The sequence below is a fragment of the Pseudaestuariivita atlantica genome (genome assembly GCF_001205715.1).
GTDB classification, from domain to species: Bacteria; Pseudomonadota; Alphaproteobacteria; order Rhodobacterales; family Rhodobacteraceae; genus Pseudaestuariivita; species Pseudaestuariivita atlantica.
Window position 1 is genome coordinate 40,225 of record NZ_AQQZ01000003.1, and the last position, 26,299, is coordinate 66,523.

Sequence of the window (26,299 nt, forward strand, 5' to 3'; positions counted from 1 at the left end):
TCACTCCTTCAAATGGTCGATCAGGCGGCGCATGAAATCATGGCCCGCTTCAAGTTCACTTGCTTCGAGGTATTCGTTCGGCTGGTGCGCCTGAGCGATGTCGCCGGGTCCGCAGACCACCGCGCTCATCCCCGCATCCTGGAAATGACCCGCCTCGGTGCCGTAGGACACGACGCCGCGCGCATTGTCGCCCGTCAGGCGCCGCACCAGCGCCTCGGCCTCGCCCTCCACCTCCGGGCGCAAGGCGGGCACCGCGAACTTCTCAGTCAGGACCACGCGGGCCTCGGGCCGCACCGCCTGCATCTCGGCTTCGAGCGCGGCGACGGCATCGAGGTAGCGCGTCTTCGCCGCCTCGGCATCGTCGCCGGGCACGAACCGCCAGTCCATGCCGAACCGGCAATCCTTGGCGGTGATGTTGTGCGCCGTGCCGCCCTCGATCATGCCCACGTGCAGCGTGGTATAGGGCGGGTCGAACACGGCATCGACTTCCTTGGGCACGGCGGCGGCATACTCGGCATTCTCGCGGTTGGCCCAGTCGATCAGCTTGGCCCCCGACATGATCGCCGACACGCCGGTGTGCAGTAGCGAGGAGTGCACCTCGTACCCCTGCACATGGGTGTTGTAGCCGAACCCGCCCTTGTGGCCGGTGATCGTCTTCATCCGCGAGGGCTCGCCCACGATGCAGGCCGAGGCGCGCGGCACCGTGTCCGCCATCGCGCGGATCAGGGGCGGCGCACCGGCGCAGCCCACCTCTTCGTCATAGCTGAGCGCGATCTGCAACGGTCGCGTGACGCCCGCATGATGCGCCTCGACCAGCGCCCAGATGGCGAGCGCGTCGAACCCCTTCATGTCGCAGGTGCCGCGCCCGTAGAGCCGCCCGTCGCGTTCGGTCACGGTCCAGGGGTCGGTGTCCCATGCCTGCCCGTCGACCGGCACCACGTCGGTATGGCCCGACAGGACCACCCCGCCCGCGACCTCCGGCCCGGCATGGGCAAAGAGCGCCTGCTTGATCGGCTCGACTTCCTTGACCTGCCGGTGCGCGGTGATGCCGTGGCTTTCAAGGTAATCCGCCACCCAGTCGATCAGCGGGATGTTCGTGTCCCGGCTGACCGTCGGAAACGAAACAAGCGCGTCGAGGATCTCTCGCGGCGACAGGCGTTCGGATGCCACCGGTTCAGTACCCGCTCTCGCTGACCAGTACGAAATGACCGGGCGTGACCTCTTCGAATTCGGTCGGGGCCGGTTCATAGCCGACCGGGTGGATGGGCGACGGGATCGGTTTGAAGTTGAGGTCGCGTTCGGACTTGCGGTTGCGCGGATCGGCAATCGGCACCGCCTTCATCAGCGCGCGGGTATAGGGGTGGCGCGGGTCCTCGAACACCGCCGCGCGCGGCCCGATCTCGACGATGCGGCCCAGATACATCACGCCCACGTGGTGCGAGACACGCTCGACCACCGCCATGTCATGGCTGATGAACAGGTACGAGATGCCCAGCTCGGCCTGCAATTCCATCATCAGGTTCAGCACCTGCGCCTGCACGCTCACGTCCAGCGCCGACACGGCCTCGTCCGACACGATCAGCTTGGGGTTCAGCGCCAGCGCGCGGGCGATGGCGATGCGCTGCCGCTGCCCGCCGGACAATTCGTGCGGATAGCGCCGCATGAAACTGCGCGGCAACTCAACCCGGTCAAACAGCATCTCGCAGCGGTGCATGATGTCGTCCTGCGACCCGGTCGAGAAGTTGCGCATCGGTTCCGACACCTGGTCGACCAGCTGCATCTGCGGGTTGAGCGAGGCGAACGGGTCCTGGAACACCATCTGCATGTCGGCGCGCGCGCGGCGCAGATCGTTGGGGTTGAGCGCCCGGATATCGACCCCGTCCAGATCGATGCGCCCTTCAAGCGGCTCCACCAGCCGCAGGATCGACCGCCCCGCCGTCGACTTGCCACAGCCCGATTCGCCCACAAGGCTCAGCGTCTGGCCCTTGTTCACGGTGAACGAGATATCCTCGACCGCGTGCACGTTGGCGACTTGCCGCCGGAAAAAGCCGCCAAGGACCGGGAAGCGCGTGGTCAGGTTCTCGACCTTCAACAGCGGCTGTTCCGTGCCCGGAATGGGCGCGTCGCTTTTCAGCGTCTTGCCCATCAGCTTCATCGGCTCGGGGTACGGCTTGCCGCGCATCTCTCCCAGCTTGGGCACGGCGGCCAGCAGGGCCTGCGTGTAGGGATGCTGCGGGGCCTCGAAAATCTGCTCGACCGGGCCCTCCTCGACCTTCTCGCCGCGGAACATCACGATCACGCGGTCGGCCATCTGGGCCACCACCGCCATGTCATGGGTGATGAACATCACCGCCGTGCCGGTCTCGCGCTTCAGCCGGTCCATCAGGGCGAGGATTTCCGCCTGGATCGTGACGTCGAGCGCGGTCGTGGGCTCGTCGGCGATCAACAGCTTCGGCTCGCAGGCCAGTGCCATGGCGATCACCACCCGCTGGCGCATCCCGCCCGACAATTCGTGCGGATATTGCTGCAACCGGCGCTCGGGTTCGGGGATGCGCACCTGCCGCAGGAGGTCGAGCGCGCGTTGCTCGGCGGCCTCCCGGCCCAGCCCCTTGTGCAGGCGCAGGCCCTCGGTCAGCTGGCGGCCGACGGTGAAGACGGGGTTCAGGGCCGTCATCGGCTCCTGGAAGATCATGCCGATCTCGTTGCCGCGAATGCCGCGCATCGCGTTCAGCGGTTTCTTGGCCAGGTCCTCGGGCGCGCCGCCGCCCCGGTCGAACAGCAACTCACCCTTCGCGATCCGGCCGCCGCCAAACTCCACCAGCCGCATCAGCGACAGCGACGACACCGACTTGCCCGACCCGGATTCGCCCACGATGCACACGGTTTCGCCCGGAAAGATGTCGAACGAGACGTCCTTCACCCCGGCGACCGGACCATCCTTGGTCTGGAATTCGACGCGCAGGGATTTGAAACGGGCAAGGGGCGTGTCGAGCATGGCGCAACCTTTGGAGGAGAGACGCCCAAACGCTAGACACCCGGCACAGGCATTGTCAAACCCATCCGCTTTCCCTCGCGCAAGGGTTGCTTTTTTCCGAAACTGTGTTTGTCATATTGCTCAGGGGTGATGCAACGATCCCGGGTCCGGCGCTGCCGCCGTGGCCCGTTTTCGCGCAAATACCCGGAAACAAAAAGATTTGCCGCCGGACCTCTCTACCCCGTCGGCAATCACCAAAGGGAGACATCCATGAAACTCAAGTCACTCCTGATGACCTCGGCCGCGGCCGCGGTGTCGCTGGCCGGCATGACCGGCATGGCCGCCGCCGAACGCGGCTCCGATGGCGAGGTCAAGATCATCTACTGGCAGGCGCCCTCGATCCTGAACCCGTTCCTGTCCGGCGGGACCAAGGACGTGGAAAGCTCCTCGATGATCATCGAGCCGCTGGCGCGCTACAACGAAAAGGGTGAACTGACGCCGTGGCTAGCCCAGGAAATCCCGACCGTCGAGAATGGCGGCGTGTCCGCGGACCTGACCTCGATCACGTGGAAGATCACCCCCGGCCTGAAATGGTCGGACGGCACGGCCTTCACCTCGGCCGACGTCAAGTTCACCTATGAATACTGCACCAACCCCGATGGCGGCTGCGCGCAGATCACCAAGTTCGAAGGCGTGACCGGGGTCGAGACGCCCGACGACACCACCGTCGTGGTGACCTTCGCAGGCCCGACGCCCAACCCCTACGGCCCGTTCGTCGGCGGTGAAAGCCCGATCCTGCAGGCCGCGCAATTCGCCAACTGCGTGGGCGCCGCGGCTCCCACCTGCACCGACCAGAATTTTGGCCCGATCGGCACCGGCCCGTTCGTCGTGGACGAGTTCAAGCCCAACGACGTGATCGTCATGTCGGCCAACCCCAACTACCGCGACCCGGCAAAGCCCGCCTTTGCCAAGGTGACGTTCAAGGGCGGCGGTGACGCAACGGCCGCGGGCCGCGCCGTGATGGAAACGGGCGAGTTCGACTATGCCTGGAACCTGCAGCTGGCGCCCGACGTGATCGCGCAGATGCAGGAAGGCGGCAAGGGCACGCCCGTTGCGGGCTTCGGCCCGCTGGTCGAGCGCATCATGCTCAACAACTCCAACCCCGATCCCGCGCGCGGCGACATGCGTTCGGTCAAGGATGATCCGACCGGCGGGTCCGAGCACCCGTTCCTGAGCGATCCGGCCGTCTACAAGGCGATGTCGATGGCGATCGACCGGCCGCTGCTGGTCGAAATCGGCTACGGCCAGGCCGGCAAGGTCACCTGTAACCTCGTGCCCGCGCCCGACGCGTTCAACTCGACGTCGATGATGTGCTCCGAGCAGGACATCGAAGGCGCCAAGAAGATGCTGGATGACGCCGGTATCGTCGACAGCGACGGCGACGGCATCCGCGAGAAGGACGGCGTTCCGCTCAAGGTCCTTTACCAGACCTCGACCAACGCCGTGCGTCAGGACTTCCAGGCCCTGATCAAGGGCTGGTGGTCGGAGATCGGCATCGATACCGAGCTGCGTAACCTGAACGCATCGGTCTTCTTCGGTGGTGATCCGGGGTCGCCCGACACCTTCCAGAAGTTCTATGCCGACGTTGAGATGTACGCCAACACCTTCAACGGCACCGACCCGCAGTCCTACCTGGGCAACGGCCTGTGCGACAAGGCTCCGCGCCCCGACACGCAGTGGCAGGGTGAGAACATCTCGCGCTTCTGCATGGCCGAGTACGACGCGCTGCACGCCAAGCTGCGTGACACCGCAGGCATCGACGCCCGTGCCGAGATCGCCAAGCAGCTGAACGACCTGATCGTGCAGAACGGCGGCATGATCCCGCTGGTGCACCGCGGTCGTCTGTCGGCCCACGCGAACTCGCTGGGCGGCGTTATCCTGAACGTCTGGGACAGCGAGCTGTGGAACGTGGCCGACTGGCACCGTATCAAGACCAACTGATCCGGCTTACGGGTTTGTTTGTAGGGTGGGTTTGAAACCCACCCTACGCCTTTTTCAAGGGCGCGCACCGCATGCTCACCTACACGATCCGTCGCCTTGTCCTGTCGGTCCCGACACTGCTGTTCATCGCGCTTGTCATCTTCATGCTGCTCGAACTGGCACCGGGCGACCCGATGGCGCAGGTGCCGCTGACCGTCCCGTCGGACGTGAAGGAGCAGATGCGCATCGCGCTCGGCCTCGACAAGCCGTCCTACGTGCGCTTCTGGAAATGGCTTCTGCAGATTTTCTGGATCGAGCCGAAGGTCTTCATCGACTACCTGACCTCGTCCACGACGCTCTTTGGCTGGCTGCCCGACACCGCGCTCTACGAACGCTGCGTGGGCCTTTCCAACCTCGACACCTGCGACTACCGCGCGCTCAGCTGGCAGACCCGCTCGCCGGTCGTGGACCTGGTGCTGCAACGCCTGCCGCAGACGCTGTGGGTGGTGGGCACCGCCTATGTCGTCGGTATCCTGATCGCGCTGCCCATCGGCATCTACTCGGCCTACCGGCAATATTCGTGGTTCGACCAGGCGGGGACCTTCGTGTCGATGATCGGCTTCTCGGTCCCGCCCTTCTTTTCGGGCGTGCTGGTGATCGTCATCTTCTCGGTCCAGCTGGGCTGGTTCCCGTCGATCTATGACACCACCCATACCGTGAATGACTGGGACAGCTTCGTGGTGCAGCTGAAACAGATGATCCTGCCGGTGATGGTGCTGGCGCTGCAGATCACCGCGCAGATCTCGCGCTTCATGCGCGCCTCGATGCTCGACAACCTCAACCAGGATTACGTGCGCACGGCGCGGGCCAAGGGGCTGGGCGAGACGACCGTGGTCATGGTGCATGTCCTGCGCAACTCGATGATCCCGGTGGTGACCGTGATCGCGCTCGGCGTGCCGCTGATCTTCGGCGGGGCCATCATCACCGAACAGGTGTTCAAGGTGAACGGGATCGGCCAGATGCTGATCGGCGCGATCCAGGCCAACGACCTGCCCACCGTGCAGACGCTGACCTTCGTCTTCGCTTTCCTGATCGTGATGTTCAACCTGATCGCGGACGTGCTCTACGGCGTGCTCGATCCGAGGATCCGCTATGAGTAGTGACCCCACCGTTCCCCTCGAAGATTCGGTCGTCTCGGTCGATGGCGAAAGCGCCGTCCTGACGCGGCCGCCGCGCAGCCAGTGGCGCGAGGTCTGGGACCAGTTCAAGTCGCACAAGGGCGCGCTGTTCGGCGCGGTCGTCTTCCTGCTGATCACCGCGGGCGTTTTCGTCGGGCCCGTCATCTGGCGGATCGACCCACAATTCCTGCCGCAGGGGCGCGACTTCCTGACCCTGCGCGACACGCGCCCGATCTACGTGGCGCTCTGGGATTCGGGCGCCAAGGTGAACTGGGCGCATCCGCTGGGCACCGACAACCTCGGCCGCGACATGCTGGCCCGGCTGATGTTCGGCGGGCGCGTGTCGATCGCCGTGGGCCTGACCGCGATGGTCCTCAGCCTCGTCCTCGGCACCGCGGTGGGCGTCATCGCGGGATATTTCAAACGGCTCGACGGGCCGCTCATGCGCCTGACCGACCTGTTCCTCGCCCTGCCGCTCCTGCCCCTGATCCTCGTCGCCTCGCTGCTGTTCCGCGACCCGCTCGCCGCGGTGTTCGGGACCGAGGGCGGGATCTTCATCCTGATCGTCGCGCTGATCGGCATCACCTCTTGGATGCAGACGGCGCGGATCGTGCGCGGCGACGTGCTGGCGCTGAAGGAGCGCGAATTCGTGCTGGCCGCGAAATCCATCGGCACCCGGCCGGGTGCTCTGATCACCCGGCACATGCTGCCCAACATCCTGTCGCCGATCATGGTGTCGGCGACGCTCGGCATCGCCTCGGCCATCATCACCGAAAGCGCCCTGTCCTTCCTCGGCTTCGGCTTCCCGCCCGACTTCCCAACATGGGGCCGGCTGCTGAACGACGGGGTGGACCGGCTGGTGAGCTATCCCGAACGCTCGATCCTGCCCGGTATCCTGATCAGCCTCGTGGTGCTTTCGGTGAACTACCTCGGCGACGGCCTCCGCGACGCGCTCGACCCCCGCATCCGCGGCCGCTGACCTGCCCTGATTGTGCGCCTCCGGCGCGCTTTTCCCCGCTGGGGGCAAGCCCCCAGACCCCCGCAGGGAGGGGCCAGCCCCTCCCGTTGAAAATCGGGGGATTTTCAACGTCCTCCCCGAGGTATTTCGGAACCGAAGAAGCCGGGGACGTTAATGGTCTTCTCTGGTTGCGAAATACCTCGGGGGTGAGGCCGCAGGCCGAGGGGGCTGGCCCCCTTGTGGCGGGACGCGTCAGTCGGGCACCAGTTCGCGGCGGAGGCGCCGGATCATCAGCCAGACGAGGAAGACGATCGGTGGTGCGGCGAAGGCCGTGACCCATCCCTTGGAGAGGCCCGTCGCCTCTCCCAGAGGGTAGAGCAGATAGCCCGCGAGGCTGACCGCGTAGTAGCTGATGGCGACGATCGAGAGGCCTTCGACCGTGCGTTGCAGGCGCAGTTGCAGGTCGGCGCGGCGGTTCATGCTTTCGAGGAGCGACTGGTTCTGGGCGGAGCGTTCGACCTCCACCCGCGTGCGCAGGAGGTTGCCGGCGCGTTCGGCACGGGTGGACAGCTGGTGCATCCGCGCCTCGGTCGACTTGACGGTGCGCATGGCCGGGTCGAAGCGGCGCATCATGAATTCGCGGAAGGTCTGCCGGCCCGTGAACCGCTCTTCGCGCAGGACCTCGATCCGCTGGTCGACGATGGCCTCGTAGGCGCCTGTCGCGCCGAAGCGAAACGAGGTCTGGGCGACGAGGCTTTCGAGGTCCGCCGACACCGCCAGCAGCGATTTCAGCGTGCTTTCATGGGCGTCGGTGGTGCGTTCGTCCTCGGCCATGCCCGTCACGAGGTCCGTCAGCTGCGCTTCCAGCGCGCCGAGTTTCGGGCCGATGGCGCGCACCTTGGCGAGCCCCAGCATCGACATGGTCTTGTAGGTTTCGATCTCGCACAGGCGCTGCACGATGCGGCCGGTGCGCTGCGCGCCGGTGTCCCTGGCGGCGAAGACCGCGAGCCGCATATGGCCCGCCGGGTCGATGCGGAAATCGCCCGCGATGACGGCGCTGTCGTCGAGGATGCGGCTGACAGCTAGGCTTTCGGGCACGAACCAGTCCTCCAGCTTGCGCGTGATGGTGGTCTCGTCCTCTTCCACCTCGATCCGGATCAGGGCGGAGGTCACGCGCACGCCGGGCGCCTCGGCCAGCCAGTCCTCGGAGAAGAGGCCGAAGGTGGCGGCGTCAAACGGCGTGTCGGCCACGCCATCGCCGAACAGCGTGTAGGTCACGAACTCGGTATGGCTTTCCCATTTCAGGTGGTGCTTGCCGATCTGGCCGAAATAATGCGTGGCCCCCGGTTGTGGATGCGGGGCACCGTGCCGGTCGAGCAGCGCGATCAGGTGATCGAGGTCCTTCTGCTTGTCCCGCGCGGGCGCGCCGTGTTCGGGCTTGATCGCGAGAAAGGCCGCGCGGCAGGGCGCATCGAGCTTGGGAAAGGGCCGCGCGTGCAGCTCGTTCGCCAGCGCATAGCGGTTCGACAGGTCGGCGATGGGCATGGCGTGGTCCTCGGACGTCTCTCCCGGCAGATACGTCATCGGGCCGTAAAGTAAAGGAATACATATGTATTCCCGGTTCCTTGCCCGCATTGCGCAGGCGGAGCGAGCTGTCGCCTGCCGTACCACCCTGAATTGTGCTATACTTGATGCATTGGATTAAAGAACGAGACTTGTCATGAAACGGATTATCGCATGGAGTGCCGCGCTGATTTGCGCGGCAACGCTGACCGGGGCAGAGACCAAGCGGTCGGAATTCACCGTCAAGCCGGGAGAGGTCAGGGAAATCTATCAATCCTCGCGCAAGGACGCGAAGGGCTGCGCAACCCGTGCGCAAAAGCCCTTGCGGCTGTGGGGCAACGAGCGGTTGGGCACGCTGCGCCAGTACGAGGCGGACGGCAAGGTGATCGAAACCGTCAAGCTGCCCACGCTGGAGCCGTGCATCGGCGCGAAGACACGGCGCAGGGTGCTGGAATACACCGCCGGCGACGTGACCGGTGTGGAGCTTCTGACGATCGCGGTCGGAAAGAAGCAGGTCCACTTCCGCATCCACGTCAAGCGCGACCCATGAAAAACGCCACGCGGGGGGGGGTGTCCTCGCGTGGCGCAAATTGTCGGTCCCGCGCCTGTCCGGCACGGGCAGGCATCAGCTGATCTTGGTCAGCAGCGCATCGAGCGAGGCTTTCGCGTCGCCGTAGAACATGCGCGTGTTGTCCTTGAAGAAGAGCGGGTTCTCGATGCCGGAATACCCGGTGCCCTGCCCGCGTTTCGACACGAAGACCTGTTTCGCCTTCCAGCATTCCAGAACCGGCATGCCCGCGATGGGGGAGTTCGGATCGTCCTGCGCGGCGGGGTTCACGATGTCGTTCGACCCGATCACGATGGCGACGTCCGTGTCGGGGAAGTCGTCGTTGATCTCGTCCATCTCCAGCACGATGTCGTAGGGCACCTTGGCCTCGGCCAGAAGCACGTTCATGTGGCCGGGCAGACGGCCCGCGACCGGGTGGATGGCGAACCGCACTTCCTTGCCCTTGGCGCGCAGGCGGCGGGTCAGTTCGGCGACGTTCTGCTGTGCCTGTGCCACCGCCATGCCGTAGCCGGGGATGATGATGACGCTGTCGGCGTCTTCCAGCGCCTGCGCCACGCCGTCGGCGTCGATGGCGATCTGTTCGCCCTCGACCGCCTGCTGCTCTCCTGCAGGGCCGCCGAAGCCGCCAAGGATCACGGACACGAAGGACCGGTTCATGGCCTTGCACATGATGTAGGACAGGATCGCACCGGAGGAGCCCACCAGCGCCCCCACGACGATCAACAGGTCGTTGCCGAGGGAGAAGCCGATGGCCGCCGCCGCCCAGCCGGAATAGCTGTTCAGCATCGACACGACGACGGGCATGTCCGCGCCGCCGATGCCCATGATCAGGTGGTAGCCGATGAAGAGGCCCGCGATGGTCAGCAGGACCAGCGCCCAGGACCCCGACCCGCCAAGGTACATCGCCAGCAGGATCACCGACAGGATCGCCGCACCGGCGTTCAGGAAGTGCCCGCCGGGCAGCTTCTTGGCCGCCGTATCCACCTGGAACGGCAGTTTCGAGGATGAGCCCGCCAGCTTGGCATAGGCGATGACCGACCCGGTGAAGGTCACCGCACCGATCCAGATGCCCAGCACCAGTTCGACCCGCAGGATGCCGATCTCGACCGAGGATTTCTTGGCGATCAGCTGGCCGAAGGCCGACAGGCTGTCATAGATCTCTTTCGGCAGGCCGATGGCGGTGATGCCGTCATCCTTGACCGCGCCCATGACCAGCCCCTCGGCGGCATAGATGTCGCCGATGTAGTTGATCATCAGGTCGGCGTTGAAGCCCACGAATACCGCCGCCAGGCCGACCAGCGAGTGCATGATGGCCACCAGTTCCGGCATCTGGGTCATCTCGACCCGCGTGGCCAGTTGGTAACCGACGGCCGCACCGCCCGCGATCAGGACAAGCGAGGCCAGCCACAGGCCCGAACCGGGGCCGAACAGCGTGGCCAGCACGGCGATCGCCATGCCGACGATGCCGTACCACACGGCGCGTTTCGCGCTTTCCTGCCCCGAAAGGCCACCCAGCGACAGGATGAAGAGGATACCCGCGACGACATAGGCCGCAATCGTGAATGCGTTTTCCATGTGCCTACGCCCCTTAAGATTTCTGGAACATGGCGAGCATGCGCCGTGTCACGAGGAAGCCGCCGAAGATGTTCACCCCGGCCATGAAGATGCCCAGCGCCGCAAGCAGCGTGATGAGCAGGCTCGACGATCCGATCTGGATCAGCGCGCCGAGGATGATGATCGACGAAATCGCGTTGGTCACCGCCATCAGCGGCGTGTGCAGCGAATGCGCCACGTTCCAGATCACCTGGAAGCCGATGAAGACCGACAGCACGAAGACGATGAAGTGCTGCATGAAGCTCGCCGGCATGCCGGGGATCAGCCCCACGCCAAGGACCAGCGCTGCACCGATGGCCAGAAGGGTGACCTGGCTCTTGGTCTGCGCCTTGAACTCCGCGGCCTCCTTGGCGCGCTTTTCCTCGGGCGTCAGCTCCTTGGGCGCTTCCTTCTTGGGCTGCGCCGCGATGGCTGCGACCTTGGGCGGCGGTGGCGGGAAGGTGACTTCCTTGTCGAAGGTCACGGTCGCGCCGCGGATCACGTCATCTTCCATGTTGTGGTTGATGACGCCGTCCTTCTCGGGCGTCAGGTCCGCCAGCATGTGCCGGATGTTGGTGGCATACAGCGTCGAGGATTGCGTCGCCATGCGGCTGACCAGATCGGTATAGCCGATAATTGTCACGCCGTTATCGGTCACGATCTTCTCGTCCTTGACGGTCAGTTCGCAGTTGCCGCCGCGCTCGGCCGCAAGGTCCACGATGACCGAGCCGGGTTTCTGCATCTCGACCATGTCCTTGGTCCACAGAACCGGCGCGTCGCGGCCGGGGATCAGGGCTGTGGTGATGACGATGTCGATGTCGGGCGCCATCTCGCGGAACTTGGCCAGCTGCGCCTCACGGAATTCCGGCGAGGACGGGGCCGCGTAACCGCCCGTGGCCGCGCCGTCGGTCTGGTCTTCCTCGAATTCGAGGAAGACGAACTCGGCGCCCATGGATTCGATCTGCTCGGCAACTTCGGGCCGCACGTCGAAGGCATAGGTGATCGCGCCCAGCGAGGTCGAGGTGCCGATGGCAGCAAGGCCCGCAACGCCCGCGCCCACGACCAGCACCTTGGCCGGGGGCACCTTGCCCGCCGCCGTGACCTGCCCGGTGAAGAACCGGCCGAAATTGTTGCCCGCCTCGATCACCGCGCGGTAGCCGCCGATATTGGCCATGGACGACAGCGCGTCCATCTTCTGCGCGCGGGAGATACGCGGCACCATGTCCATCGCGACGACGCGCACGCCCTTGTCGGCAAGCGTCTTCATGTCGTCTTCGTGCTGGGCAGGCCAGAAGAACGAGATCAGCGTCTGCCCCTCGGACAGCATCTTGATCTCGGACGCCTCGGGGCCGCGCACCTTGGTGACGACCTCGGCCTGCGCGTAAAGCGCCTTGGCATCCTTGACGACCTCGACCCCGGCCTCTTCATAAGCAGCGTCCGTGAAACCGGCTTTCAGCCCGGCACCCGATTGCACAAGGCAGGTGTGGCCCAGCTTCTGTAATTGCCGGGCGCTGTCGGGCGTCATGGCGACTCGCGCCTCGCCCTCGAATATCTCTGCGGGTGCTCCGATCTTCACGTCACACGTCCCCCTTCTATGCCGTCGTGTCGCGCGAAATCGCGCAACTTTATTACCGGCGCACCTAGCGCGGCAGACCGGAAAATACAATGCGACCGACCATTAACGTCGCGGCGTCACGCGGTTTCCGCTAAATCTTGGGCAATACAGGGAAATTTTCGCCCCGCGCGCGAAATCAGGAGGAAAATCTTTGGTATTCAACGGCATACATGCGCTCGTAACCGGCGGTGGCAGTGGAATCGGCCTTGCCATCGCCTCTGCCCTCGCCGCCGAAGGGGCCACGGTGACCATCACCGGGCGGCGGCTCGACGTCCTGCAAAAGGCGGCCGAGGCGGACACGGGCAGGCTCGATCCCGTCCAGATGGACGTGACCGACGAGGCGCAGACCGTCGATGCCATCGCGGGCGCCGTCGACCGCCACGGCCCGGTGAAGATCTGCGTCGCCAATGCCGGGATCGCCGAAGGACGCAGCCTCGCCAAGACCGACATGGAGTTCTGGCGCCGCATCATGGCGACGAACCTCGACGGGGCGATGGTCACGATCCGCGAAAGCCTGAAATCCATGCGGCAGGCCGACTGGGGCCGGGTGATCGCCGTCAGTTCCATCGCGGGCGTGCGCGGGCTGAAGGGAGCGCCCGCCTACACCGCGTCGAAACACGGCATGATCGGGCTGGTCCGGGGTTTGAGCGAGGATTTCTTGGGCAGCCCCATCACCTTCAACGCGATCTGCCCCGGATACGTCGATACCGACATCGTCACGCGCAACGTCACGTCGATTTCCGAACGCGCCGGGATCAGCGCCGACGCGGCCCGCGACATCATGATCAGCGCCAACCGGCACAACCGTTTGATCGCCCCGCAAGAGGTCGCGCGCGCGGCGTTGTGGTTGTGTCACCCGGAAGCCGCAAGTGTGAACGGGCAATGCATCGAAATTTCTGGTGGACAAACATGAGGTTACGGCGATTGTTTCGCGTAATGCGTCAATTGCCTTATTATTGCCACAATTGAACTTCAAATGGTGACTATCACGCCACAGTGGTTGGCCGCGGTTCTCAAGACTTCCCTCGTCACGTACCGGACCCGCGGCCGCCAGTGACAATCAACAATCACAAAAAATCGGGCATCTCACTTCAGGCGGTTTTCAACCGCCTGCCCTGCCCCGCCCAATCGCGGACCGCGTCGCCGAAGGCGGCGAACAGCGGGCGCGATACGGGATCGTCCGCCGCGCGGTATTCCGGGTGCCATTGCACGGCAAGGCTGAACCCCGTCGCGCCCTCGATATAGGTGGCTTCCGCCGTGCCGTCGGGCGCGCGCCCGTCGATGACGACCCGATCGCCCGGCGTCTCGATCCCCTGCCCGTGCAGCGTGTTGGTCTGCACTTCGGTCGCGCCCATCAGGCGGTGGAAAGGCCCGCCCGGCGTGAAGGTGACGGGATGGCGCAGCGCGAACTTCTCTTCCAGCGTGCCGTCGGGCGGCATCCGGTGGTTCATGCGTCCGGGCAGGTCGCGGATCTCGGGGTGCAGCGTGCCGCCCAGCGCCACGTTCACCTCCTGGAATCCGCGGCAGATGGCGAGGAAGGGCTGGCCCCGGTCCACCAGCGTCCGGATCAGTGGCAGGGCGATCCGGTCGCGGGCGCGGTCGAAGGTGCCGTGCGCCTCGGTCTCGTCATGGCCGTATTCTTCGGGGTGCACGTTGGGACGCCCGCCGGTGAACAGGAACCCGTCGCAGGTTTCCAGCAACTCGGCGACCGACACGTAGCGCGGGTCGGAGGGGATGATCAGCGGCTGGCAGTCCGACACCTCGGCCACCGCCGCGCAATTCATCTCTCCCGCCGCGTGGGCGGGGTACTGATCGTTGATCAGGTAGGAATTGCCGATGATGCCGACGACGGGGCGCGCCATGGGAGCCTCTGGATCTGGAATCGTTCCAAAAACAATAGGCACGCTTCCCGCCACATGAAACCCCCGACGCCGCAAGTCGGGCCGTGCACGGATGCACAGGCCCGGCGCTGCCGGTGATGCGGGCGTCAGCCGTCGGCGGTCAGGCCCGTGCCTTCGATCCCGGCAATGGCGGCGGCAAGGTCGTTGTCCGAGGTATCACCCGTCACGCCCACCGCGCCCACGATCGCGCCCTTGGCGTCGCGCACCAGCACGCCGCCCGGAACCGGGATCACCTTGCCCTGGTAGGCGCCGTTCACGGCGGCCATGAAATAGGCCTGCGCCTCGGCCCGCTGCATCTGCGCCGTGCCGGACATGCCCAGCATCACCGCGCCATAGGCCTTGCCCTCGGCAATCGCGAAGCGACCGGGCGCGGCGCCGTCCTCGCGTTCGAACGCCTTCACGTGGCCGCCGGTGTCCAGCACCACCACCGACAGGGGCTTCAGGTCCCGCTCGCGCCCGGCTTCAAGCGTCTTGCGGATGATCGAGCGCGCGCGGCGCAGGGAAATCTCGGGCATGGGTCGTCTCCGTCGTTTGTTGGCGTCAGGCCGAAGCCTTCATTTGCAGGCGGCGGGCATGCAGGACCGGCTCGGTATATCCCGACGGTTGCTCGCGCCCCTTGAACACGAGGTCACAGGCCGCCTGGAACGCGTGGCCGTCGAAACCGGGCGCCATCGGATGATAGGCGGGATCACCCGCGTTCTGCTCGTCCACCACGGCGGCCATCTTGCGCATCCCCGCCATCACGGCGTCGGGCGAGACCACGCCGTGATGTAGCCAGTTGGCCAGCGCCTGCGACGAGATCCGGCAGGTCGCGCGATCCTCCATCAGGCCCACATCGTTGATGTCGGGCACCTTGGAACAGCCGACCCCCTGGTCGACCCAGCGCACCACGTAACCGAGGATGCCCTGCGCGTTGTTCTCGATCTCGCGGGTCAGTTCGTCGTCGCTCAGGTTGCGGCCGCCCAGAAGCGGGATCGTCAGCAGGTCTTCGAGCGTGCCGCGCGGGCCGGCAGCGGCAAGCTCCTCCTGCCGGGCCAGCACGTCCACCTGATGGTAATGCGTCGCGTGCAGCGTCGCAGCGGTGGGCGACGGCACCCAGGCACAGGTCGCGCCCGCCTGCGGGTGGCCGATCTTGACCTCCAGCATCTCGGCCATGCGGTCAGGCATCGCCCACATCCCCTTGCCGATCTGCGCCCGGCCCTTCAGCCCGCAGGCCAGCCCGATATCGACGTTGCGATCCTCGTAGGACGCGATCCACGGCGTCGCCTTCATGTCGCCCTTGGGCAGCATCGGTCCCGCCTCCATCGAGGTGTGGATTTCGTCACCCGTCCGGTCGAGGAAGCCGGTATTGATGAAGGCCACCCGTGATTTCGCAGCGCGGATGCATTCCATCAGGTTGGCCGAGGTGCGGCGCTCCTCGTCCATGATGCCCAGCTTCACGGTGTGGCGCGGCAGGTCGAGGATCTCCTCGACCGCGCCGTAGACCGCGTTGGTCAGCGCCACCTCGTCCGGGCCGTGCATCTTGGGCTTCACGACATAGACCGAGCCATGCACCGAATTGCGGTCGCCTTCGGATTTCCGGAGGTCGTGCAGCGCGATGGTGACGTTGACCATCGCGTCGAGCAGCCCCTCGCTGATCTGGCGGCCCTCGGCATCCAGCACGGCGGGCGTGGTCATCAGGTGGCCCACGTTGCGCACCAGCATCAGCGCGCGCGCCTTCTGCGTGAACCGCCCGCCATCGGGCGCGTGATAGGCGCGGTCGTGCTTCAGACGCCGGGTGATCGTCTTGCCGCCCTTCTCGAACGTCTCGGTCAGGTCGCCGCGCATCAGGCCCAGCCAGTTGGTATAGGCCTGCACCTTCTCGGCCGCGTCGACCGAGGTCACGCTGTCCTCGCAATCCATGATCGCGGTGACCGCCGATTCAAGCTGCACGTCGGCCAGACCCGCCGGGTCGTCCTCGCCGATATGGTGCGACGGGTCGACCACCAGCTCGATTTTCAGGCCGTTATGTTCCAGCAGGATCTTGAGCACGCCATCCTCGTCCGCCCAGCCCTTGAACTGGCCCGGATCGCGCAGCTCGGGCACCATGGCGCCGTGCGACACCGAATAGCCCGTGGCGTCGGCATGGCTGCCCCCGGCCAGCGGCACCGCCTCGTCGAGGAAGGCCTTGGCCCGCGCGATCACCCGCGCGCCGCGCTCGGCATCGTAGCCCTTGCCCGTGGGCGCATCGCCCAGCGCGTCGGTGCCGTAGAGCGCATCATACAGCGACCCCCACCGCGCGTTCGCAGCGTTCAGCGCGAAGCGTGCATTGGTCACCGGCACCACCAGTTGCGGGCCGGGCGTGTGGGCGATCTCGGGGTCGGTGTTCCGCGTCTCGATCTTGAAGGGCGCGCCTTCGGGGACAAGGTAGCCGATCTCGCGCAGGAAGGCGGTATAGGCCTCGGCATCTTGCGGCTGGCCCGCGCGGTCGAGATGCCAGGTGTCGATCTTCGCCTGCATCTTGTCGCGGGTGTCGAGCGCGTCGCGCACGCGCGGCCCGAACTCGGACACGAGCCGCGCAAGCCCGTCCCAGAACGTCGTCGCGTCGATGCCCGTGCCGGGCAGCGCCCGGTTTTCGACAAAGGAGACAAGGATGGGGTCGACACTCAGGTTGGCGCGGGGGGTCATGGGCTGTCCTCGGCAGGGTTCGTTTCCGATAGGAAACCGGTTATTCGCCCAAACTGGTAAAGTCAATGGACCAATTCGGTATATGTCGACCAATGTATGCCGAACCCGACCCGGATCAAACGGAACGCCGTTTCCCGCGGTATCGCCTTTGCGCACCGCCGTTCCTCCGCCGCCCCGTCATCCGTGACGGACGTTCCGGACCGTCGTATCCCGCTTGCCGCCCTCCGGGCCTCCCTCTATCGTCGCGCCGAACGAATTGAGGCCCCCCAAGGGCCCCACCCACGACGGAGACAGTCATGACAGACGGCCCCACCTACGGCTTCGACACGCTGCAGATCCATGCAGGCAGCCGCCCCGACCCGGCCACCGGCGCCCGCCAGACGCCCATCTACCAGACCACGGCCTATGTCTTCCGCGACGCCGAACACGCCGCCGCGCTCTTCAATCTGCAGGAAGTGGGATACATCTATTCCCGCCTGACGAACCCGACCGTGGCCGTCCTGCAGGAACGCATCGCCACGCTCGAAGGCGGCGCGGGCGCGGTCTGCTGCTCCTCGGGTCACGCGGCGCAGATCATGGCGCTGTTCCCGCTGATGACGCCGGGCAAGAACGTCGTCGTGTCGACCCGTCTCTATGGCGGCACGATCACGCAGTTCAGCCAGACGATCAAACGCTTCGGCTGGTCCGCGACCTTCGTTGACTTCGACGACCTCGATGCCGTCAAGGCCGCGATCGACGACGACACGCGCGCGGTCTTCTGTGAATCGATCGCCAATCCCGGTGGCTACATCACCGACCTCAAGGCGATTGCGAAAATCGCGGACAAGGCCGGCCTGCCGCTGATCGTCGACAACACCGGCGCCACGCCGTACCTTTGCCGCCCGATCGAACATGGCGCGACGCTGGTGGTGCACTCGACCACCAAGTACCTCACCGGGACCGGCACCGTGACCGGTGGCTGCGTGGTGGACAGCGGCACCTTCGACTGGTCGGCATCCGACAAGTTCCCGTCGCTCAGCGCGCCGGAACCGGCTTATCACGGCCTCAAGTTCCACGAGACGTTCGGCCCCCTCGCCTTCACCTTCCACGGCATCGCCGTCGGCCTGCGCGATCTGGGCATGACGATGAACCCGCAGGGCGCGCATTACACGCTGATCGGGATGGAGACGCTCAGCTTGCGGATGGAACGCCACGTGCAGAACGCGACCGAGCTTGCCGAATGGCTCGAAAAGCATCCCGCGGTCGAGGCGGTGACCTATGCCGGGCTGAAATCCTCGCCCTATTTCAAGCGGGTCAAGTCGATCTGCCCGCGTGGCGCGGGGGCGCTTTTCACCGTGGCGCTGAAGGGCGGCTATGACGGCTGCATCAAGTTCGTGAACGCGCTGGAAATCTTCAGCCACGTCGCCAACCTCGGCGATGCGCGCAGCCTCGTGATCCACTCCGCCTCGACCACCCACCGGCAGCTGACGCCCGAACAGCAGACAGCGGCGGGGGCGGCACCGAACGTGGTGCGCCTGTCCATCGGGATCGAGGATGTCGAGGACCTCAAGACGGATCTCGACCGCGCGCTTGCCGCGTCGATGTAACGATCCGGTCGCGGCGCCCTGAACCGGGGCGCCGCACCGCCTGCGCCTATTCGCTGATGTCGAACACCATCGTGACCGTCGCGGAATAGCCCACTTCACCCGCCGCCACCGGAATGCCCGCGTCCGAGGCCATCTCCATCCGCGCCATCACCGGCGAGGGGCGGCCGCCGCCATTCAGCGACATGTTCATCACCGGGCCCAGCGTCACGCCCGCCGCCTCGGCCAGCAGTTTCGCAGTGCGCATCGCGTCGGCCACCGCCGCCTTGCGCGCCGCGTCTTCGAGGGGCTGCGGGTCGGCCACGCTGAACTGCAACCCGCCGAAGCCGTTCGCGCCATCCTCCAGCACAGCGTCCAGAAGCTGGCCCAGCACGTCGAGGTCCCGCACCCGCACCACCACCTCGGTCCGCGCGGCATAGCGCGCGACGCGCGGTGCCTTCAGGCTCGATCCGCGCCCCTCCCAGATCGGGTCGAGCGTCAGCTGGCTCGTCTGGCGATCCTTGTCGGCGATGTCGAAGGCGTCGAGCCGTGCCAGAACCTGCGCCGCAGCCGCCGCGACCTCGCGCATCGCCACCTTGGCCGACACGTCCTCCTCGGCCACCGACAACCGGATCACGGCCATGTCCGGCGCCGCCGCGACCTGCCCCTCCCCGCTGACCGTCAGGGTTGCGCCCTCGGCCATGGCGGCCACGCCCAGCACGCAGAACGCGCAGGCGGCCAACAGAACTCGGATCATGCTTAACTCCTCGATTACCTTGTAAAGTTAAGCATAGCAGACAAGTTGTGTCAGACGGGGCGTTTTCCTTCCCCTCGGCAATAAGCTGCTGTAAACGAAGGCAGCGCCGGCGGGCCCTCCCGCGGGCCGCTTGGTGATGGTACATCGAAGGGTATGAAGGCGGCCATGAACCCCAGCCCCATCAGACCAGGCTTTGCCCTGTCGCTGTCATTCGACGGTATCCGGCTCGTGCAGCGGGCTGATGACGGCTGGCTGTCGCTGGGCGAGGTTGCGCTCGACACGCCCGACCTGCGCGCCACGCTGGCCGAGTTGCGCCTGCGCGCCGAAGGGCTGGCCGGCTCGCCCATCCGGCCCAAGCTGGTGATCCCCAACGACCAGATCCGCTACCTCGCGCTCGACCTGCCCGCCAACACGATCGACGCCTCGGGCCGGCAGGTCGCTGCCGCGCTTGAAGGGCAAACGCCCTACCCCGTGGCCGACCTCGTCTATGACTGGTGCGTGTCGCAGGGCAAGGTGCTGGTCGCCGCCGTCGCCCGCGAAACGCTGCACGAGGCCGAGGCATTCGCCCGCGACCACGCCTTCGAACCCGTCAGCTACGTCGCCACCCCGCCCGACGGCGCGTTCGATGGCGAGGTGTTCTTCGGCCCCGTCGATCCCGCCCGCCCGGTCGAACGGGACAGCTTCCCCATCGTCGTCACCGGCGTCGTCGGCGCCGCCCCGCTCGAAATGGCGCCCGCCCTCGCACCCAGCCCGGAGCCGGAGCCGGAACCCGCCGCCGTCGCGCCTGCGCCGGAGCCTGAACCACAGCCGGAGCCGGAACCGCAGGCGGTAAAGCCCCCCGAACCGGTGGCAGAGCCAGACCCCGCGCCCGAACCCGATTTGACGCCCGAGCCCGAGCCTGCACCGCAGCCGATGTTCATGCGCTCGCGCCCGGCAGAACCGGCAGAGCCGCCGGCACCCGAGGCGCGGGAACCCAAGGCCGCGCCGACCCCGCCGCCGCCGCTGTTCACCGCCGGCCGCGATCCGGCTCCCGAGAGCACGGCCAAGGCCCCGGACCCCGCGCCGGAACCCGCGAACGATCCCGAACCCGCCGCGCTCGACCTGCTGGCCAATGCCGCGCGCCGCGCCAAGGAAGCGGCGGATGCCGCGCCCGACGGGGAAGCGGCCTCCGCGCCGAAAGCGCCGCGCGCGCCCGCCGCGCCGACGGCGGAACAGGCCTCTGACCTGCCGCCGGTGCCGGTGTTCAAATCCCCCAGCCCACGCGCCCCGGAAAACGACGACGAGGCCGTGCCACGGGCGTCGTCCCGGATCGCCTCCCGCCTGACCTTCTCCGCCGCGCGCCGCCTGTCGGCGAAGCGGGAGGAGCCGAGCGTCGCGGCGCCTGCACCTGCGCCCGAGGCGAAACCGGCAACAGCGGCGGAAACCCCCGATCCCAAGCCGAAGGGCCGTGGATTTGCCTCGATCCGCGCGTCGCGCGAGGCCCCGCCCGTTCCGCCCGCGCCCGTCGCGGCACCCCTCCGCGAGGAAGCCCCGCGCGCCGATGCGGGCGTGAACGCGCCCGTCATCCCGATCGAACCGGCCCCGGTGGCCGCCTCCGCCGATGCGCCGCCGCACACCGCGACCACGCTCGGCTCCGACCCGATCCCGGCAGAGGCGCTGGCCAAGGGCGGCGACTTCTTCAGCCGCAAGCTGCGCGCCGCCGCCTCGGTCGTGCCGGGCCTCGGCGATGGCCGCGCGGCCCCGGCGCTGGCCGGCGGTGTCGGCGGCCCCGCGCCGCGTGCCCGCTCCGCGCCCGCCCCCGCGCCGCGCCAGACGGTGCCGCCTGCCGAGGATGAACGCCAGCGCATGACCGTGTTCGGCGCGCGCGGGTCGGAAAAGATCGGCGGCAAGCCCAGGTATCTGGGCCTGATGCTGACGGTGCTGCTGCTGATCCTGCTGGTCGGGGTCGCGGCGATGGCCGCCGTCTATGTCGACGAGCGGATCGCGCGCTGGTTCGCGCCGCAGACCGAACCGCCCACCGCCGCCGAACTGGCGGAGACCGACATCCCCCTCGTTGCGCCGGATGCGCCCGCCGGCGAAGAGCCGGTGACCATCGCCGCGCTGACCGGCACGACCAGCAGCGATGCCGGGCCGACCCAGCCGGGCCTGCCCGCCGGACTCAGCCGCCCCGATCCCCTGCCGCAACTGTCGCCCGAGGAGGCGGTTGCGACCTATGCCATCACCGGCATCTGGCAACTGGCACCGGACGTGCCGCACCAGCCCGCGCCGATCCCGCTGGGCAACCTCTATATCCCGTCGCTCGACCCCGACATCGTTCAGCAGGACGCCGTGGCGCTGCCGCAGATGGCGAGTTTCGAGGGGGACGCGCTGCCGGGCGCGGTGTTCTCGCCTGCGCCTGCCGGGACCACCTTCACGCTGGATGACCGCGGGCTGGTGATCGCGACCGAGGAAGGCGCGCTCAGCCCCGACGGGGTGATGGTCTTTGCCGGGCGCCCGCCGCTTGTCCCGCCGCCGCGCGACCGGGTCGAGGACGGGGAGGCGACCGCCGCCGAGGCCGAAAGCGCCGATGAGGCTGCTACCCGCGCCGCGCTGGCGGCCTTCCGCCCGAAGGTCCGACCCGAGGGCCTGCTGGAAGAGGCCGAACGCGCCAATCTTGGCGGGCGGACCCGCGCCGAACTGGCCGCCTTCCGTCCCAAGCTGCGCCCCGTCTCGGCCCAGGAACGCGCGCTTGCGGCTGCGAAGGCCGCCGAGGCAGAAGCCGCCGCGAAGGCCGCCGAGGCCGCGGCGGCGGAAGCAAAGGACGACCTCGACAGCGCGGTCGAGGCGGCGGCCGCCGAGGAGGAAGACACCGTCACCTCGTCGTCCAAGATGGCCGTGGCCGCCTCCCGCGCGCCGAAGACGCGGCCGCGCAACTGGTCGCGCATCGTCGCCCGCGCAACGCCCTCGGAACCCGAGGCCGACACCGCCACCCGCGTGGTCGCGCAGGTCAAGCCCAAGACGGTCAAGCCTCCCGCGCCCTCGCGCAACTCGGTCACGCGCAACGCGACCGTGAAGAACGCCATCAAGCTCCACCGCATCAACCTGATCGGCGTCTACGGCAAGCCGAGCGCCCGCCGCGCACTCGTCCGGCTCGCGAACGGGCGCTACAAGAAGGTGAAGGTCGGGGACCGGCTGGATGGCGGGCGCGTTGCCGCCATCGGCGATGGCACGCTGAAATACACCAAGAACGGGCGTTCGGTCACGCTCAAGCTGCCGAAGACCTGAGCCTTTTGCAGGCGGCAGGCCGGGGGCCAGCCCCCGGACCCCCGACATATTTTTCAAGAGAAGAAGGGGTGACCCCTATTCGGCAGCGTGCACGTCGCCATAGGCGCCTTCGGCCATTTCCTCGGCCTCGATCGATTCGAAGAGCGCCTTGAAGTTGCCTTCGCCGAAGCCGTCATCGCCCTTGCGTTCGATGAACTCGAAGAAGATCGGGCCGATCACGGTTTTCGAGAAGATCTGCAGCAGGATCCTGGTCTCGCCGCCGTCGACGACGCCTTCGCCGTCGATCAGGATGCCGTGGCGCTTCATGCGGTCGATCGGTTCGTCATGGCCCTGCACCCGCGTCTTCGACTGGTCGTAGTAGCTGTCGGGCGGGCCGGGCATGAAGCGGATGCCGTTTTCGGCAATCGCGTCGACGCTGTCGTAGATGTTGCGCGCGCCGACGGCGATGTGCTGGATGCCTTCGCCCTTGTAGCGCTTGAGGTAGTTGACGATCTGCCCCGTCTCGCCCCGGTCCTCGTTGATCGGGATGCGGATGCGGCCGCAGGGCGAGGTCAGCGCGCGGGAGAAGAGGCCCGTATACTTGCCCTCGATGTCGAAGAACCGGATTTCGCGGAAGCCGAACAGGTCGCCGTAGAAACGGAACCACGTGTCCATGTTGCCCTTGAACACGTTGTGGGTGAGGTGGTCGAGGTAGTAGAACCCCAAGGCTTCGGGCTTGGAGGTGGCGAGCCAGTCGAACTCGGCATTGTAGGGCGAGGTGTCGTAATACTGATCGATGAAGTAGATGAGCGAGCCGCCGATGCCGCGGATCGCGGGCACGTCCATCGTCTTGTCGTCGCCGTCATAGGGTTCGGCGCCACGGGCGACGGCGTGGTCGAAGGCGTGCTGCGCATCCACCACGCGCCACGCCATTGACGGGGCGCAGGGGCCGTGCTCTTCGACGAAGCGCGCGGCGAACGTGTCCGGCTCGGCATTCAGAACGTAGGTGATGTCGCCCTGCTGCCACAACTCGATCCCCGGCCGGGTCTTGTGACGCGCGACAAGCGCGTAGCCCATCTGGCGGAACAGGGTCCGCAGAGTGTCGGGTTCGGGATGGGCGAACTCGACGAATTCGAAGCCGTCGGTGCCGGCGGGATTGGCCGCGCTGATCGTGGCCTTGTCTGCGTCATGCGGGAACGGGCCCATCGGATCCTCCTTTGGAAAGCCACCTGAAGGTACCGCGTATTCCATGAAGATATTGCGCGTTCTGGCGCATGCAAGTACGCTGATCTGCACGCTTGCCGCATGTTTGACAATAATTCCGCGAGACCTCCGCATGATCGACGAGACCGACAAACGCCTGCTCGCACTGTTGCAGCAAGACGCGACGCTGACCGCACAGGAGCTTGGCGCGGCGCTGAACCTGTCGGCCAGCCAGGCCGGGCGGCGGCGCCAGCGGCTGGAGGCGGACGGCATCGTGCGCGGCTATGCCGCCCGGCTGGAACCGGCCAGGCTGGGCCTCGGCGTGCAGGCTTTCGTGCAGGTGACGATGGCCTCTCACCGGCCCGAGATGGCGCAGGATTTCACCCGGCTGCTGCGCCTGCAACCGGCCATCCTGTCGGTCTGGACGATGACCGGAGAGGCGGATTACCTCTTGCGCGTCATGTGCGCCGACCTTGCCGCGCTCAACGACTTGATCCATGCCAACCTGCTGCCCCATGCTGCGGTGGCGCGGGTGCAAAGCCAGATCGTCATGAACCAGGTCAAGGCCGACGCGCCCCTGCCCATCTGAAGGATCCGCCATGTCCGCCTTCCTGTCTCAAGCCGTGCTTTACCTGACCGCCGCGGTGATCTGCGTGCCGCTGGCTACCCGGCTGGGGCTGGGATCGGTGCTGGGCTACCTGATCGCCGGGATCGCGATCAGCCCGCTGCTGGCGGTGCTGCGCGTCGACGTGGTGGCAATCCAGCATTTTGCCGAGTTCGGCGTGGTGATGATGCTGTTCCTCATCGGGCTGGAACTGGAGCCGCGCGCGGTGTGGAACATGCGCCACCGCCTGCTGGGACTGGGCGTCAGCCAGGTCGTGCTGACCACCGGGCTGGTGGCGATCCTTGCCATGCTGCTGGGGCTTTACTGGACGACCGCGCTGGCGGTCGGCATGATCTTTTCCCTGTCCTCGACCGCGATCGTGCTGCAGACGCTCAGCGAAAAGGGGCTGATGTCGACGGCGGGCGGGCGCTCCACCTTCTCGGTCCTGCTTACGCAGGACGTGGCGGTGATCCCGATCCTTGCGTTCCTGCCGCTGCTGGCGCTGCCGGCCTTCGCGACGCTCAACCCCGACGGGTCGATCGCCCGGTCCGGCGACAAGGCCGACGAGGCGCACGGCGCCATGTCGCTGGTCGAAGGCCTGCCGGGCTGGGGCGTGACGCTGGTGACCGTGGGCGCCATCGTCGCGGTGATCCTCGCCGGGCGCTACCTTGCCGGGCCGCTCTTCCGCTACATCCACCACACCCGTCTGCGCGAGATGTACGTGGCGCTGTCGCTGGCGATGGTCGTGGGCATCGCCTTCCTGATGTCGGTCGTCGGCCTGTCACCGGCGCTCGGCACTTTCCTCGCCGGCGTGGTGCTCGCCAATTCCGAGTTCAAGCACGAGATCGAAAGCGATCTCGAACCGTTCAAGGGCCTGCTCCTGGGGCTGTTCTTCATCACCGTCGGCGCGGGCATCCGGTTCGACGTGCTGATCGCCGATCCGCTCGTGATCGTGGCGCTGACGCTGGGCATCATGGTGCTGAAAGGGCTGGTGCTTTATGGCCTCGCCCGCATGTTCAGGCTGCGCGGGCGCGACCAGTGGCTGTTCGCGCTGGGGCTGGCGCAGGCGGGCGAGTTCGGCTTCGTGCTCATCTCCTTCGGCCTGCAGCAATCGGTGCTGCCCCCCGACCTTGCCGAACGGCTTCTGCTGGTCGTGGCGCTGTCGATGCTCGTGACGCCGGTGCTGTTCATCCTCTACGACAGGATCGCGCGCCGGTCACCGGGCGACGGCGAAACCGGCACCCATGACGAAATCGACGATGACGGCCCGGTGATCATCGCCGGGGTCGGGCGCTTCGGGCAGATCGTGAACCGGCTGGTGCAATCCTCGGGCGTGAAGACCGTGGTGATCGACAACTCGCTCAAGACCATCCAGCTGATGCGCAAGTTCGGCTTCAAGGGCTATTTCGGCGATCCCACCCGCCCCGACCTGTTGCGCTCGGCGGGACTGGCAAAGGCGCGGGTGCTGGCGGTCTGCGTCGATGACGTGGAGGCGGCGGTCAAGCTGGTGGCCTATGCCCGCAAGGAGCGCCCCGACCTGCACATCGTGGCCCGCGCGCGAGACCGCAACCATGTCTACCGCCTCGTCCGGGCGGGCGCGAACGACGTCGTGCGCGAAACCTTCGACGCCTCGCTGCGCGCGGGCCGCTACGTGCTGGAAAATGCAGGCCTCACGGAATACGAGGCCCACCGCGCCGAAGAGACGTTCTATGAACACGACCGTCACGCCCTGCGGGCGCTGGCCGACCTGTGGAAACCCGACGTGCCCGAGACGGAAAACGCCGATTACATCGCCAAGGTGCGCGAGCTTGAGGCCGAGTTGCAGACCGCGCTTCTGAACCAGATCGAGGTGGGAGATGCGCGCGAGGCCGTGGCCGATCCCTCCGCCCCGCCCGGACCCGGCAAAAGCTGATCCCCGCCGCGCATGAAAAAG

General features: G+C 66.8%; 19 protein-coding genes. 9 read left to right on the forward strand and 10 right to left on the reverse strand.

Annotated features, from left to right (window positions below; all coding sequences use genetic code 11):
- Positions 1-1,170: an acetylornithine deacetylase gene (gene argE, locus ATO11_RS06800; RefSeq protein ID WP_050530107.1), complete on the reverse strand. Its 1,170-nt coding sequence runs from the start codon at positions 1,168-1,170 to the stop codon at positions 1-3.
- 4 nt (positions 1,171-1,174) lie between these two features.
- Positions 1,175-2,995, reverse strand: a complete 1,821-nt coding sequence (locus ATO11_RS06805) for an ABC transporter ATP-binding protein (RefSeq protein ID WP_050530108.1) — start codon at positions 2,993-2,995, stop codon at positions 1,175-1,177.
- Between the two features lie 249 nt (positions 2,996-3,244).
- On the opposite strand from ATO11_RS06805, the gene ATO11_RS06810 reads away from it, so the two are divergent.
- The 3 genes from ATO11_RS06810 (at position 3,245) to ATO11_RS06820 (ending at position 7,111) form a co-directional block, all read left to right on the forward strand.
- Complete coding sequence (locus tag ATO11_RS06810; protein ID WP_050530109.1) at positions 3,245-4,975, forward strand: peptide ABC transporter substrate-binding protein; 1,731 nt, start codon at positions 3,245-3,247, stop codon at positions 4,973-4,975.
- A gap of 71 nt (positions 4,976-5,046) precedes the next feature.
- On the forward strand, positions 5,047-6,114 hold the full coding sequence (locus tag ATO11_RS06815) for an ABC transporter permease (RefSeq protein ID WP_050530110.1): 1,068 nt from the start codon (positions 5,047-5,049) through the stop codon (positions 6,112-6,114).
- Positions 6,107-7,111, forward strand: a complete 1,005-nt coding sequence (locus ATO11_RS06820) for an ABC transporter permease (RefSeq protein WP_050530111.1) — start codon at positions 6,107-6,109, stop codon at positions 7,109-7,111. The genes ATO11_RS06815 and ATO11_RS06820 overlap by 8 nt, the downstream gene beginning before the upstream one ends.
- A 231-nt stretch (positions 7,112-7,342) precedes the next feature.
- Here ATO11_RS06820 and ATO11_RS06825 read toward each other — a convergent pair whose 3' ends face one another.
- Positions 7,343-8,674, reverse strand: coding sequence for a DUF3422 family protein (locus ATO11_RS06825; RefSeq protein WP_423212703.1), 1,332 nt, complete (start codon positions 8,672-8,674; stop codon positions 7,343-7,345).
- Between the two features lie 136 nt (positions 8,675-8,810).
- Here ATO11_RS06825 and ATO11_RS06830 point away from each other — a divergent pair, with 136 nt between their 5' ends.
- A complete protein-coding gene (locus ATO11_RS06830; RefSeq protein ID WP_050530112.1) occupies positions 8,811-9,203 on the forward strand; it encodes a hypothetical protein in 393 nt (130 codons plus the stop codon).
- Positions 9,204-9,278: 75 nt separating this feature from the next.
- Here the strand turns inward: ATO11_RS06830 and ATO11_RS06835 are convergent, their stop codons facing one another.
- Both ATO11_RS06835 and ATO11_RS06840 read right to left on the reverse strand, forming a co-directional pair.
- Positions 9,279-10,796, reverse strand: a complete 1,518-nt coding sequence (locus ATO11_RS06835) for an NAD(P)(+) transhydrogenase (Re/Si-specific) subunit beta (protein WP_050530113.1) — start codon at positions 10,794-10,796, stop codon at positions 9,279-9,281.
- Between the two features lie 13 nt (positions 10,797-10,809).
- Positions 10,810-12,390: a Re/Si-specific NAD(P)(+) transhydrogenase subunit alpha gene (locus ATO11_RS06840; RefSeq protein WP_050530114.1), complete on the reverse strand. Its 1,581-nt coding sequence runs from the start codon at positions 12,388-12,390 to the stop codon at positions 10,810-10,812.
- Between the two features lie 190 nt (positions 12,391-12,580).
- Between ATO11_RS06840 and ATO11_RS06845 the strand changes: the two genes are divergently transcribed.
- Complete coding sequence (locus tag ATO11_RS06845) at positions 12,581-13,342, forward strand: SDR family NAD(P)-dependent oxidoreductase (RefSeq protein ID WP_050530115.1); 762 nt, start codon at positions 12,581-12,583, stop codon at positions 13,340-13,342.
- A gap of 178 nt (positions 13,343-13,520) precedes the next feature.
- Here the strand turns inward: ATO11_RS06845 and ATO11_RS06850 are convergent, their stop codons facing one another.
- The 3 genes from ATO11_RS06850 to ATO11_RS06860 form a co-directional block, all read right to left on the reverse strand.
- Entirely contained in the window at positions 13,521-14,291 is a 771-nt protein-coding gene (locus tag ATO11_RS06850; RefSeq protein WP_050530116.1) for a gamma-glutamyl-gamma-aminobutyrate hydrolase family protein, read from the reverse strand.
- A gap of 125 nt (positions 14,292-14,416) precedes the next feature.
- Positions 14,417-14,845 (reverse strand): GlcG/HbpS family heme-binding protein, encoded by a 429-nt coding sequence (locus tag ATO11_RS06855; protein WP_050530117.1) that lies wholly within the window; start codon positions 14,843-14,845, stop codon positions 14,417-14,419.
- Between the two features lie 25 nt (positions 14,846-14,870).
- Positions 14,871-16,997, reverse strand: coding sequence for a malate synthase G (locus ATO11_RS06860; RefSeq protein WP_050530118.1), 2,127 nt, complete (start codon positions 16,995-16,997; stop codon positions 14,871-14,873).
- 296 nt (positions 16,998-17,293) lie between these two features.
- Between ATO11_RS06860 and ATO11_RS06865 the strand changes: the two genes are divergently transcribed.
- A complete protein-coding gene (locus ATO11_RS06865) occupies positions 17,294-18,583 on the forward strand; it encodes an O-acetylhomoserine aminocarboxypropyltransferase/cysteine synthase family protein (RefSeq protein WP_050530119.1) in 1,290 nt (429 codons plus the stop codon).
- A gap of 46 nt (positions 18,584-18,629) precedes the next feature.
- On the opposite strand, the gene ATO11_RS06870 is transcribed toward ATO11_RS06865, so the two are convergent.
- Entirely contained in the window at positions 18,630-19,316 is a 687-nt protein-coding gene (locus ATO11_RS06870; protein ID WP_082176196.1) for an SIMPL domain-containing protein, read from the reverse strand.
- A 165-nt stretch (positions 19,317-19,481) separates the two neighbouring features.
- Between ATO11_RS06870 and ATO11_RS06875 the strand changes: the two genes are divergently transcribed.
- Positions 19,482-22,580 carry a hypothetical protein gene (locus ATO11_RS06875; protein ID WP_134643082.1) on the forward strand — a complete coding sequence of 1,033 codons (3,099 nt, stop codon included), beginning with the start codon at positions 19,482-19,484 and terminating at the stop codon, positions 22,578-22,580.
- Between the two features lie 75 nt (positions 22,581-22,655).
- On the opposite strand, the gene hppD is transcribed toward ATO11_RS06875, so the two are convergent.
- Entirely contained in the window at positions 22,656-23,765 is a 1,110-nt protein-coding gene (gene hppD / locus ATO11_RS06880) for a 4-hydroxyphenylpyruvate dioxygenase (protein ID WP_050530122.1), read from the reverse strand.
- A gap of 130 nt (positions 23,766-23,895) precedes the next feature.
- Between hppD and ATO11_RS06885 the strand changes: the two genes are divergently transcribed.
- Positions 23,896-24,351, forward strand: a complete 456-nt coding sequence (locus ATO11_RS06885) for an Lrp/AsnC family transcriptional regulator (protein ID WP_050530123.1) — start codon at positions 23,896-23,898, stop codon at positions 24,349-24,351.
- A gap of 10 nt (positions 24,352-24,361) precedes the next feature.
- Positions 24,362-26,278, forward strand: coding sequence for a cation:proton antiporter domain-containing protein (locus tag ATO11_RS06890; RefSeq protein WP_050530124.1), 1,917 nt, complete (start codon positions 24,362-24,364; stop codon positions 26,276-26,278).
- Positions 26,279-26,299: the final 21 nt, after the last annotated feature.

Excerpts from the sequence above, each read along its gene's own strand:
- ATO11_RS06805 (WP_050530108.1), bottom strand. The coding sequence starts at position 2,995 with ATGCTCGACACGCCCCTTGCCCGTTTCAAATCCCTGCGCGTCGAATTC.
- ATO11_RS06810 (WP_050530109.1), top strand. The coding sequence starts at position 3,245 with ATGAAACTCAAGTCACTCCTGATGACCTCGGCCGCGGCCGCGGTGTCG.
- ATO11_RS06815 (WP_050530110.1), top strand. The coding sequence starts at position 5,047 with ATGCTCACCTACACGATCCGTCGCCTTGTCCTGTCGGTCCCGACACTG.
- ATO11_RS06820 (WP_050530111.1), top strand. The coding sequence starts at position 6,107 with ATGAGTAGTGACCCCACCGTTCCCCTCGAAGATTCGGTCGTCTCGGTC.
- ATO11_RS06825 (WP_423212703.1), bottom strand. The coding sequence starts at position 8,674 with ATGACGTATCTGCCGGGAGAGACGTCCGAGGACCACGCCATGCCCATC.
- ATO11_RS06830 (WP_050530112.1), top strand. The coding sequence starts at position 8,811 with ATGAAACGGATTATCGCATGGAGTGCCGCGCTGATTTGCGCGGCAACG.
- ATO11_RS06835 (WP_050530113.1), bottom strand. The coding sequence starts at position 10,796 with ATGGAAAACGCATTCACGATTGCGGCCTATGTCGTCGCGGGTATCCTC.
- ATO11_RS06850 (WP_050530116.1), bottom strand. The coding sequence starts at position 14,291 with ATGGCGCGCCCCGTCGTCGGCATCATCGGCAATTCCTACCTGATCAAC.
- ATO11_RS06855 (WP_050530117.1), bottom strand. The coding sequence starts at position 14,845 with ATGCCCGAGATTTCCCTGCGCCGCGCGCGCTCGATCATCCGCAAGACG.
- ATO11_RS06860 (WP_050530118.1), bottom strand. The coding sequence starts at position 16,997 with ATGACCCCCCGCGCCAACCTGAGTGTCGACCCCATCCTTGTCTCCTTT.
- ATO11_RS06865 (WP_050530119.1), top strand. The coding sequence starts at position 17,294 with ATGACAGACGGCCCCACCTACGGCTTCGACACGCTGCAGATCCATGCA.
- ATO11_RS06870 (WP_082176196.1), bottom strand. The coding sequence starts at position 19,316 with ATGATCCGAGTTCTGTTGGCCGCCTGCGCGTTCTGCGTGCTGGGCGTG.
- ATO11_RS06875 (WP_134643082.1), top strand. The coding sequence starts at position 19,482 with ATGAACCCCAGCCCCATCAGACCAGGCTTTGCCCTGTCGCTGTCATTC.
- hppD (WP_050530122.1), bottom strand. The coding sequence starts at position 23,765 with ATGGGCCCGTTCCCGCATGACGCAGACAAGGCCACGATCAGCGCGGCC.
- ATO11_RS06885 (WP_050530123.1), top strand. The coding sequence starts at position 23,896 with ATGATCGACGAGACCGACAAACGCCTGCTCGCACTGTTGCAGCAAGAC.
- ATO11_RS06890 (WP_050530124.1), top strand. The coding sequence starts at position 24,362 with ATGTCCGCCTTCCTGTCTCAAGCCGTGCTTTACCTGACCGCCGCGGTG.